At 71.5% G+C, this 11,113-nt stretch carries 11 protein-coding genes; all 11 read right to left on the minus strand.

Features of this window, described 5'->3' with window-relative positions; translation table 11 throughout:
* Position 1: 1 nt before the first annotated feature.
* The gene (egtE, locus tag H7I87_RS16930; RefSeq protein ID WP_023862006.1) at positions 2-1,147 is read right to left on the minus strand and encodes an ergothioneine biosynthesis PLP-dependent enzyme EgtE; all 1,146 of its coding nucleotides are present in this window, start codon (positions 1,145-1,147) and stop codon (positions 2-4) included.
* Entirely contained in the window at positions 1,144-2,109 is a 966-nt protein-coding gene (gene egtD, locus H7I87_RS16935; protein WP_031348162.1) for an L-histidine N(alpha)-methyltransferase, read from the minus strand. The genes egtE and egtD overlap by 4 nt, the downstream gene beginning before the upstream one ends.
* A complete protein-coding gene (gene egtC / locus H7I87_RS16940; protein ID WP_011723534.1) occupies positions 2,109-2,807 on the minus strand; it encodes an ergothioneine biosynthesis protein EgtC in 699 nt (232 codons plus the stop codon). Before egtC ends, egtD begins: the two co-directional genes overlap by 1 nt.
* A complete protein-coding gene (gene egtB / locus H7I87_RS16945; RefSeq protein ID WP_023862008.1) occupies positions 2,807-4,108 on the minus strand; it encodes an ergothioneine biosynthesis protein EgtB in 1,302 nt (433 codons plus the stop codon). Before egtB ends, egtC begins: the two co-directional genes overlap by 1 nt.
* Complete coding sequence (egtA, locus tag H7I87_RS16950; protein ID WP_023862009.1) at positions 4,105-5,415, minus strand: ergothioneine biosynthesis glutamate--cysteine ligase EgtA; 1,311 nt, start codon at positions 5,413-5,415, stop codon at positions 4,105-4,107. The genes egtB and egtA overlap by 4 nt, the downstream gene beginning before the upstream one ends.
* A 205-nt stretch (positions 5,416-5,620) precedes the next feature.
* Entirely contained in the window at positions 5,621-6,283 is a 663-nt protein-coding gene (locus H7I87_RS16955) for a sensor domain-containing protein (RefSeq protein WP_011723531.1), read from the minus strand.
* Positions 6,284-6,350: 67 nt separating this feature from the next.
* On the minus strand, positions 6,351-6,869 hold the full coding sequence (locus H7I87_RS16960; protein WP_031348163.1) for a hypothetical protein: 519 nt from the start codon (positions 6,867-6,869) through the stop codon (positions 6,351-6,353).
* A 142-nt stretch (positions 6,870-7,011) separates the two neighbouring features.
* Positions 7,012-7,446, minus strand: a complete 435-nt coding sequence (locus tag H7I87_RS16965) for a hypothetical protein (RefSeq protein WP_009974611.1) — start codon at positions 7,444-7,446, stop codon at positions 7,012-7,014.
* Positions 7,447-7,622: 176 nt separating this feature from the next.
* On the minus strand, positions 7,623-8,771 hold the full coding sequence (locus H7I87_RS16970; protein WP_003873357.1) for a DUF4185 domain-containing protein: 1,149 nt from the start codon (positions 8,769-8,771) through the stop codon (positions 7,623-7,625).
* 7 nt (positions 8,772-8,778) lie between these two features.
* Complete coding sequence (locus H7I87_RS16975) at positions 8,779-9,813, minus strand: aspartate-semialdehyde dehydrogenase (RefSeq protein WP_003877006.1); 1,035 nt, start codon at positions 9,811-9,813, stop codon at positions 8,779-8,781.
* On the minus strand, positions 9,814-11,079 hold the full coding sequence (locus tag H7I87_RS16980) for an aspartate kinase (protein ID WP_003877007.1): 1,266 nt from the start codon (positions 11,077-11,079) through the stop codon (positions 9,814-9,816).
* Positions 11,080-11,113: the final 34 nt, after the last annotated feature.

An 11,113-nucleotide genomic window follows, 5' to 3' on the forward strand; every position in this document is an offset into this window, starting at 1 on the left:
CTCAGGCCGAGGTCGCCGCCGTCGCGGCGATGAGCGCTTCGGCGAAGGTCTCCAGGTCCTCGGCGGTGGTGTCCAGGTGCGGCGAGATCCGCAACACCGGCGCGGTGAGCCGCAACGGCGCCCGCTGCACGCCGACGAAGGTGGTCAGGATCCGCCGCTCGGCGAGCAACCAGTCCCGCACCGCCCGCGGGTCTGCGCCGTCGGTGGGCGCCAAAGTGGTGATGGCACTGGGCTCTTCGGCCTCTTCGACGACCGCCCAGCCGGTCACGTCGGTCAGCACACCGCGGCTCAGGCCGCCCAGCTCGGCCAGGCGCGCGCAGACGGCGGCCGGCCCGTACCCCAGGTATTCGCCCAGCGCCAGCGAAAACCCCACTCGCGCAGCGACATTGGCCTCACCGAACTCGAGTTGCTGAGCCACCGTGGAGCCCGGCGCCCAGTCCGGCGCCGCCAGCCTCGGGTGCAGGTTTTCCATCAGCTCCCGGCGCACCGCGAGCATCCCGACTCCGCGCGGCCCGGCGATCCACTTCCGCGACGACGAGTAGGTCACGTCGGCGCCGGCCGTGCAGTCCACCTGACCCAGCGCCTGCGCGGCGTCGACGACCAGCGGCAGCCCCAGCTCCCGGCAGAGCCGGGCGATCATCGAAACCGGTTGCACCACACCGCTGTGGCTGCCAATCGTGGTCAGGTGGACCAGGTCCGGCGGGTCGGTCTGCAGGGCCAGCGCCGCGTCGTCCAGCGCCACCCGGCCGTCGGCTAGGGTCGGCAGCAGCCAACGGTCGAATCCGTGGGCGGCCATCACGGCCAGGTTGGGGCCGTACTCGCCGGGCAGGCAGGCCAGGGTGCGGCGCTCGGCCGGCCAGCTTCCCAGCAGCAGGTCCAGGGCGTGCAGCGAGCCGGTGGTGAACACCGCCTCGGCGTCGGTCATGCCGGTCAGCGCGGTGAATGCGAACCGCCCGGCGTCGAGCACCGGTGCGGCCGCCTCGGCGGCCACGTAGCCGCCGAGCTCGGCCTCGTTGCGGGCGTGCTGGGCGGTGGCCTCGATCACCGCGAAGCTCTGCCGGGAACAGGCCGCGCTGTCGAGGTGCAGACCCGCCGCCGGCGGCCGGGCCGACCGCCACGTGTCGGCCAGCGGGGTGCCGCCGCTCACTTGACGGCCAACGACAACCCGAAGTCGTCCGCGCCGTCGGTCCACCAACGGGTGCGACGCAATCCGGCGGCGGCCAGCTCGGCGCTCACCCGCTCCGGGCGGAACTTGCACGACACCTCGGTGAGCATCTCCTCACCCGCCCGGAAGTCCACCGTCAGCCCGAGTGCTCCGACCCGCACCCGCTGGCGCACGGTCGCGTGCAGCCACATCTCGATGCGTTCCTCGTCCACGTTCCAGCGGGCCACGTGTTCGAAGGCGTGGACGTCGAAATCCGCGTCCAGTTCCCGGTTTATCACCGCGAGCACGTTGCGGTTGAACGCCGCCGTCACCCCGGCGGCGTCGTCGTAGGCGCGCACCAGCCGCTCGGTGTCCTTGACCAGGTCGGTGCCCAGCAACAGGCTGTCGCCGGGCCGCATCTGGGCCGACAGCGCGGCCAGGAACTGCGCGCGCGGCCCGGGCGTCAGGTTGCCGATCGTCGAGCCCAGAAACACGAACAGCCGTCGCCCGCCTTCGGGGATCTCGGTCAGGTGCTCCTCGAAATCGCCGCAGACGGCCTGGATTTCGATGCCGGCGTATTCGCGCTGGATGGCGGCGGCGGATGCCGACAGGATGCCGGCGTCGACGTCGAACGGGACGTACCTGCGCAGCGCGCCCCGCTCGCGCAGCGCGTCGAGCAGCACCCGGGTCTTCTCCGAGGTGCCGCTGCCCAATTCGACCAGGGTGTCGGCCTCGCTGGCCGAGGCGATGCCGGGCGCCTGCGCGCGCAGGATCTCGGCCTCGGCGCGGGTCGGATAGTATTCCGGCAGCCGGGTGATCTGGTCGAACAGGTCACTTCCCACCGAATCGTAGAACCACTTGGGCGGCAACGACTTCGGTGTACGCCGCAGCCCGTCGAGCACGTCGCGGCGCAACGCGTGGTGGGCCGAGTCGGCGGCGAGGTGGTTGGACAGCGACAGCGTCATCAAAATCCCTTCGGATGATCCAGCGGTGTCAGCGTGACACCGTCGGCCGTGACATCGACCAGGTGGCGGTCCGGCACGTCCTCCCAGTCGGAGTCGTCGTCGTAGGGTTCACTGGCCACCACCACGCCGTCGGCGCGGCGCAGGATGGACAGGGTGTCCCCCCAGGCCGTGGCCAGCAGTCGAGAACCGTTGGCGGCCAGTATGTTAAGCCGGGCCGCCGGATCGGCCGCGCCGATCTCGGCGATCACCTCGCCGAGTGCGTCCAGGCCCCGCTCGAAGATGACCGCTGCCAATATCGCGCTGTCGCAAACGGATTCGGCCCGCGAGGTCACCGGCAGCACGGACCGGTCGACCACCCCGTTGTGCGACAGCAGCCACCGGCCGTCGGTGAACGGTGCGGTGGCGCTGATCTCGATCGGCATGCCCGCCGTCGCCGAGCGCACCGCGGCCACCACGCAGTGGCTGTGCAGCGCCGGCGCGACGGACTCGAAGGACACGTCACCCCACAGCGGCGCCGGGCTGCGCCAGCGGCGCGGCACCTCCCCGTCGAAAAACCCTGCGCCCCAACCGTCGGCGTTGAGCAGGCCGTGTTTCTGCCGGCGCGGCGCGTAGGACTGCACCCGCAGCCCGAACGGCGGCTCGAGCATCAGCGAGGAGACCGTGGCGTCGGCCCCCAGCCATCCCAGATGCCGGCACATCAGCGGTGGTCCCGCGCGCCGGGCACGTCCCAGGCCAGCCGGACACCGGCGAAGATCTGGCGCCGGTACGGGTGATCCCAGTTGCGGAAGCTGGGCCGCAGGATGCCCGGCTCCACCGCCCACGAGCCGCCGCGCAGCACCCGGTAGTCGCCATCAAAGAACGGCTGCGAATAGCGTTCGTAGAGCATCGGCGCGAAGCCCGGCCAGGGCCGCAGCGGGGACGTCGTCCACTCCCACACGTCGCCGAGCATCTGTTCGGCCCCGCACGCCGAGGCGCCGGCCGGGTAGGCGCCGACGGGGGCGGGGCGCAGCGCGGCGCCGCCCAGGTTCGCCACGGCCGGCGACGGCGGCGTCGCTCCCCACGGGTAGCGGCGCCGGGTGCCGGTGGACGGATCCCACGCGCAGGCCTTCTCCCACTCCATTTCGGTGGGCAGCCGGGCACCGGCCCAGGCCGCGTACGCTTCGGCCTCGAAAAAGCTGACGTGCTGCACCGGTTCGTCGGCGGGGATGTCTTCGACATGGCCGAACCGGGTGCGGGTGCGCGCGTCGGGGTGCCAGAACTGGGGCGCGGTCAGCCCGGCGGCCTGGCGGTGCTGCCAGCCGCGCCGCGACCACCAGCGCGGCTCGTCGTAGCCACCGTCGGCGATGAACTGCTGCCATTCGCCGTTGGTCACCGGAACCGTGCCGATCCGGAACGCGGGCAGGTCGAGCACGTGCGCCGGGCGTTCGTTGTCCAGTGACTCGGGTTCGTCGGCGGCGTCCACCCCGAGGACGAACTCGCCGCCGGGCACCAGCACCGAGGTGCCGGCCAGTTCGGGACGGCCGGCCGGCAGCACCGACGTGTCGCGCAGCAGCGGCGCGCCGCTGCGCAGGTTCAGCGCCTGCAGCATGGTTTCGTCGTGCTGGTTCTCGTGGCTGACCACCATCGCGTACACGAAGGCGGCGTCGGGGTCGTCGGGCAACGCATCCAGGGTGTCGAGCACCGCCGCGCGCACCGTGCGGCAGTAGGCGCGGGCCTGCTCCGGCGACAGCAGCGGCAGGTCGACCCGGCTGGCGCGGGAGTGCACGAACGCGTCATAGAGGCCCTCGACGGCCGGCGGCAACATCCCGGGCCGGGCGGGGTCGCCGCCCCGCAACAGCCACAGCTCCTCCTGCTGGCCGATGTGCGCGAGATCCCATACCAGCGGGCTCATCAACGGGTCGTACTGCCGGCGCAGCTCGTCGTCGTCGAAGTCGACCAGCCGCAGCGTCCGCGCCCGCGTCCGCGCCAGCTGGTCGGCGATCGCCTCCGGTGACGTCACGGCCCCCCTTGCGGGCCGCGCGCGGCCCGGGAAACCGACGCCGCGATGCCGTGCTCGATGACCTGGTCGGCGAAGTCGTCGCCGGGACACCGGCCCTGTTCGACGAGGCGGACCAGCCGCCGCATCGGCTCGGCGAGTTCGGCCGGCGCCCGCTCGGCGGCGATCGCCAGGCAGGCGTTGGCCGCCGCGTACAGCCGTCGGTCCCGCAGCCCCACCCGGGCCGCGACGTCCCAGGCGGTGGCCACCGGTTCCACGGCCCGGGCCGCCAGGCCGGCGGCGACCGGGTCGTCGAGCAGCGCGACCAGGGTGAACACCACGGCGGGCCACAGGGTGTCCGGCACGCTGTCCAGGTAGCGGATCTCCAGCCACTGCCGCGGGCGCACCGGCGGGAACAGCGTGGTCAGGTGGTACTCCAGGTCGGCGACAGTGGGCCGGCGGCCGCCCAGCAGCACCCGCCCGTCCACCCAGTCGGCGAACGGCACCCAGCGCGTGACCGCCTCGGCGTCCGGGGTGTGCACCAACATCACCGGGGCCTTGAGCGCGTAGCGCGCCCAGTCGGTGCCCGGGTCGTCGCCGCTGGCGCCCAGGATGGGGCCGCAGCGCGCCGAGTCCATCCGCCCCCACACCCGCTGCCGGCTGGACACCCAGCCGGTGAAATCGCCGTCCAGCATCGGCGAGTTGGCGGCCATCGCAATCATGGTGGGGCCCAAGGCATGTGCCAGCCGAACCCGCGCCGCCCAGCCTTCCCGCGGCCCGGCGTCCACGTTGACCTGAATCGACGCCGTGGATGTCATCATCGCCGCACCCGCCTCGCCGGAGCGGCTGGTGGCGAAGAACCGTTCCATGGCGCGGTAGCGCGCGCCGGGGTTGATCCGCTGGGGCGGCCGCAGCGGGTCGGCGCCCAAAAACACCAGACCCAGCCCGGCCTCGGCGAACGCGGGCCGCAGCACGGCCTGGTCGCGGCGCATGGCGTCGATGGCCGCCAGCACGCCGTCGGCCGGCGGGCCGGACAGCTCGACGGCCCCGCCCGGCTCCACCGTGACCCGGCTGCCGCCGGGCAGCGCGGGCAGCGCGTCGAGCACCGCGGCGATCTCGTCCCAGCCCGGCCGGCGGCACGGGTCCTGCGGGTCGTGGCAGTGGGCTTCGACTTCCAGACCCACCCGGCCCAGCGGAGCGTCCGCCAGACAGCCCCGGGCGATGTAGTGCGCGACGGCCGCGGAGTCGGTCAGCTCGGCGATCCTCAGCTCGGCCGCCGGGTCGCCACCGGCCGGCCGCGAAGCCGCCGCAGTGCTCGGGGCGAACGTCATATCACGATCCCTTCGGGCCCGACCAAGCCTGAACATGCACCTGCGGACCGCTTCCCTGCGCAGCTAATCGAACGATAACCGGCACCACTTCGTCTAGTGCTTCATCTATCAGACGCCCCCGACATATTCCCCTCGCGCGCCTTCGGCTCGCCTTCGCGGCGCGGCGTCGAGGGCGCACGGAAACGACGGGTACCCGATCCGTCGACTATTGACCCAGCGCGTTTTGCATGGCCCCGGCCAGCACGTTCACCGCGGGCCCGGCATTGCCGGACTGGCACACTTTCGCCTGCAGCACCACGTTTTCACGCAGCCTGGTCTGATTGAAGCACCGGCGATCGGTGCCGGCTTCCTGCTTGGTCCAGTTCTCGTCGGCGGGACCGGCCGGGCCGCCGTCGAACGACCACACCTGGGTGCTGCCGTTGTCCAGGTGGATCGCGGTGGTCTGACCCGAACAGCCCACCGTTCGATCCACCACCCGATGAAAGGCGCGGTCCGCGGCGTCGTTGGTGGCGAACACCCCGACCGCCTGTTTGACCAGATGCGTCTGGTCGGTCGCCGAGGTCTGGGTGACGGCCCCGTTGAACGACGCCAGGTCGGGGTCGTTGAACACCTCGGGCAAGCCGATGTCGGCCCAGTTGTTGCACTCCGGCAGGTCCACCCAGTCGCCCTGCCCGGGCTGGGTGAACACCGACTCCCACCCCATGGGCCCGCCGACGATGTTGCCGACCGACCCCTTGCCCAGCACGGCGTAGTTCACCACGCCGGGCTCCGACGGGTGGGCGGCCGCGACCGGAAGCGCGACCGCGCCCGCGGCCGCGACGCCGACGAACAACACCGCCCGGCAAACCCGCGTGATCCGCATGGTCATGCAGCGATCATGCCAGGCGCCCCCGGCCTTGAGGACCCGGCTCAAGGGCACGTCTTGAGGGAGCGGCTTAAGGGCGCGGCGCGGGCGTGCTGGGAGCGGGGCTGACCGGCGACGGCTGCCCGGGGCCGCTGACGCCCGGGCCGGAGACCGGGCCGCCGGGGCCACCCGGGCCGCCGGGGGGCATCGGGACGATCAATCCCGGCCCGCCGGACCAGGGCCCATTGTCGGGTCCACCCGGGCCGCCGTACCACGCCCCGGAACCGCCGGGACCGCCGGGCCAGGGCCCGTTGCCCGGTCCCGGACCGCCGTACTGCCAGGGCCCGTTGCCCGGTCCGGGGCCGCCCGGATGAAAGACGCCGTGGTGATGGTGGCAGTGGTAATAGCTGTGCTTCCAGATGAAGGCGCCGACGAAGAACACCGACGAGATGATGAACACGATGCCCGCGACGATCACCACCCAGGCCGCCGCCATGTAGAGCCGCGGCGGCTTCACCCGCTCGGGTGGCGGCGGGGGCGGTGGGACGGCGGCGGCTGGGGTCGGCTCGGGAGTGGTCGGCTCAGCTTGCGGTTCGGGTGTCTCGCTCATGCCATGCCATATTGCCGCGCGCGCCAGGCACCCAACAGGGCCCCGCGGCAAATTGTTGCGAATCGAGACGCGGCGGTTACCCCGACGAACGGGTGGCCCGGCGCTCGCACGGAGCGCCGGGCCACGGGTTGGGTATCGGGTTTCAGTTGGTCAGGACGATGACGCTCGGGGCCTGCCCCAGCGCGCCGTGCGACGTCGCCGCGGAGTGGAAGACCGACGCCGGCAGCTGGTTCGGGGCCAGGCCGCTGGGGCGCACCGGCGACGGCGTGGCCGGCGCGGTGGACGTGCCCGGACCGGTCTGGCCGCCCTGGCCGCCGGGTCCGCCCGGGCCGCCGAAGCTGCCGGGACCACCCGGGCCGCCGGGGCCGCGGTGATGCATCATCGCGTGGTGCTTGTGGTGGTGGTGGCCGTGATGGCCGCCGCGGTGGCCGAGGATGAAGCCGGTGAAGAAGATCACCGCGACGATGAACACGATGCCGGCGACGATGGCGACCCACGCGGCGACTTGGAAGACCCGCGGGGCCCGGTATGGCGCCGCGGCAGCGGGCGCCGGTGCAGTGGCGGTGGAGGTCCGCACAGTGGGGGTTTCAGATGTTTCACTCATGAGACAAATGATGAAGGCGTTAACAATAGCTGCGGCTATGCGCCGGTTATGTAGCAGCTGTGAACCAAAGCCCCTGCTCAACAAGGCATATCGCCGACCCCCGAGATTTCGAGGTTAGGGCTTCAACCTTGAAAACTAGGGTGCGAATTTCAAGGTTGCCCCGGCTTGAACGGGTTCACCGCGAACTGGATGACCCGGTAGGGAGCGGCCACGCGCGCGCGGGTGTCCCACTGGCTCACGAAGATCCGCAGCTCGTCGAGCGTGGAGCCGGGCGAGATGTAGCCGCCGTAGGGCTGCGCGAGCCGGTTGTCGTAGGGCGGCGGCAGGCTTTCCGCCGGCTCGGGCCACTCGTCGTGCTGCACCACCGTGGTGACCGGCGCGTCACCCAGCATCCTCGGGTCGTCGGCGACGCGGACCTCCATGTTGCCCGTGGTGGCATTGAAATAACTCAGCACGGCCTTGCCGTCGATCTGCCGGATGCACATCTCGCCCACCGCGTCCGGCCACAGCGGGGTCGGCGGCTTGCCCCACCCGCCTTGCGGTCCGGCCGCCCAGCCCTGCCACCGGGACCGGTCGGTGAAGGCCTGCGGGGTCACCCGATACAGCACGACCGGATCCCGGCGGGTGAAACTGTCGGCCACGATGTACACCCAGCCGCTCGGCGATTCCTCGGTGGGTATCGGGTCGTAATAGCCGCTGATCTGGGTCTGCGAGCCGCCCTGATACGAGGCGGGCCGCGTGGACCCCGGGATCGTCTGCCAGCCCGCCCGCACCGGTTCGGCGGTCACCAGCCGGGAGCTTTGCGGCTCAAGGTTTTTCGTGGTCGTCACCATCAGGTAGTTGCGCCGGTTGATCTGCACCACCCCGGCGGGCAGCTGCGAGGCGCCAGGCGGGGCGGGGTCGGCCAGCAGCGGATTGCTGATCCCGGTGACGCCGGTGTAGCGCACCCCGGCCGGGTCGTCGACGGACGCGGTGTCGACGCGCAGGGCCACCGGCGCATACCAGCCGCCGAATCCGACGCCCTGGCCCGCGAAGCTGTCGCCGCACACCTGCAGCAGTTCGGTGGGAAATTCCACGAACTCACACAGGTCGGTGGCGCCGATCCCGTAATCGCCTGTGGGAGTGCCGGTTCCGGCGGTGGGGCCGATGCGCAGCACCTGGCCCGGCGCCAGCGGGCCCACGATGGGTTCCGGTTCGGGCGCCGGCGGGTCGGCGCGCGCCGCGGTAAACCATTGCGGCGCAAGCAAAGTCAATGCAAGCGAACACCGCGCGACCAGTCGAGTGTGCGCGGCGCTCACCCGCGCCTCACAACTGAGCGGCCAGCAGCTCGGCGATCTGGATGGTGTTCAGCGCCGCGCCCTTGCGCAGGTTGTCACCGGAGATGAACAGGGCCAGGCCGCGCCCGTCGGGCACCCCCGGGTCGCGCCGGATCCGGCCGACCAGGGATTCGTCGACCCCGGCAGCCGCCAGCGGGGTCGGCACGTCGACCACCTTGACCCCGGGCGCGCCGTCGAGCAGCTCACGGGCCCGCTCCGGGGACAGCGGCCGGGCGAATTCGGCGTTGATCGACAGCGAGTGCCCGGTGAACACCGGCACCCGCACGCAGGTCCCGCTGACCGCCAGGTCGGGGATGCCCAGGATCTTGCGGCTCTCGTGCCGCAGCTTCTGGTCCTCGTCGGTCTCGCCGGAGCCGTCGTCGACCAGCGACCCGGCCAGCGGCACCACGTTGAAGGCGATCGGCGCGACGTAGGTCTGGGGCGCCGGGAACGACACCGCGCGCCCGTCGTGCACCAGCTGCTCGGCGCCGTCGATGACCGCGCGCGCCTGGGTGGCCAGCTCCTCGACCCCGGCGATCCCGCTGCCGGACACCGCCTGGTAGCTGGACACCACCAGGCGTTGCAGCCCGGCCTCGTCGTGCAGCACCTTGAGCACCGGCATGGCGGCCATGGTGGTGCAGTTCGGGTTGGCGATGATGCCCTTGGGGCGACGGTGCGCGTCCCTCTCGAAGTTCACCTCGGACACCACCAGCGGCACGTCGGGGTCCTTGCGCCACGCCGACGAGTTGTCGATCACCGTCACCCCGGCCGCGGCGAACCGCGGCGCCTGCACCAGCGACATCGTCTTGCCGGCGGAGAACAGCGCGATGTCCAGACCGGTCGGGTCGGCCGTCGCGGCGTCCTCGACCTCGATCTCGGCGCCCCGGAATTCCAGCTTGCGGCCCTGCGAGCGCGACGACGCGAAGAACCGCACCGAGGTCGCCGGGAAGTCGCGCTCGTCGAGCAACCGGCGCATCACCTGGCCGACCTGGCCGGTGGCGCCAACAACTCCAATAGCAACCATCTATCTGCCCGTCCCCGCATACACCGTGGCGGTCTCCGCGCCGCCGAGCCCGAACGCCTCGTGCAACGCCACCACGGCCTTGTCCAGTTCCGTGTCGCGGCACAGCACCGAGATCCGGATCTCGGAGGTGGAGATCAGCTCGATGTTGACGCCCACCTGCGCCAGCGCCTCACAGAAGGTGGCGGTGACGCCCGGGTGGCTGCGCATGCCGGCCCCGATCAGCGACACCTTGCCGATGTGGTCGTCGTAGAGCAACTGGGTGAACCCGATCTCGTCCTTCAGCGCGTCCAGCTTGGCCACCGCGGTGGGCCCGGCCTCGCGCGAGCAGGTGAAGGTGATGTCGGTCTTGCCGTCCTCGACCTTGGAGACGTTCTGCAGCACCATGTCGATGTTGACGTCGGCGTCGGCGACGGCCCGGAACACCCGCGCCGCGTAGCCGGGAATGTCGGGGATGCCGACGACGGTCACCTTGGCCTCGCTGCGGTCGTGCGCGACTCCGGTCAGGATGGGGTCTTCCATGGGCTTGTCCTTGATCGATCCGACGACGACGGTGCCTTCCTTGTCCGAGTACGAGGATCGGACATGCACCGGAATGTTGTAGCGGCGGGCATATTCCACGCAGCGCAGCATCAAGACCTTGGCGCCGCAAGCCGCCATCTCGAGCATCTCCTCGAAGGTCACCGTGTCCAGCTTGCGGGCGTTGTGCACGATCCTGGGGTCCGCGGAGAAGATGCCGTCGACGTCGGTGTAGATCTCGCAGACGTCGGCGCCCAGCGCCGCGGCCAGGGCGACGGCCGTGGTGTCCGAGCCGCCGCGGCCCAGCGTGGTGACGTCGCGGGTGTCCTGGCTGACGCCCTGGAACCCGGCCACCAGCACGATCCGGCCCTCGTCCAGCGCGGCCTGCAGCCGTCCCGGCGTGACGTCGATGATCTTGGCGTTGCCGTGCGTGCCGGTGGTGATCACCCCGGCCTGCGAGCCGGTGAACGAACGCGCCTGGGCGCCCAGCGACTCGATCGCCATCGCCACCAGCGCGTTGGAGATCCGCTCGCCGGCGGTCAGCAGCATGTCCAGTTCGCGCGGCGGCGGGGCCGGACACACCTGCTGGGCCAGGTCCATCAGGTCGTCGGTGGTGTCACCCATCGCGGAGACGACGACCACCACGTCGTTGCCCTGCTTCTTGGTGGCGACGATGCGCTCGGCCACGCGCCGGATCCGATCGGCGTTGGCCACCGAGGATCCGCCGTACTTCTGCACGACGAGCGCCACCTTTTTCCTGCCTCTCCGGGCCTGCGCACTGGTA

Origin of the sequence: Mycobacterium timonense (assembly GCF_025821985.1) — a bacterium.
GTDB lineage: Bacteria > Actinomycetota > Actinomycetes > Mycobacteriales > Mycobacteriaceae > Mycobacterium > Mycobacterium avium.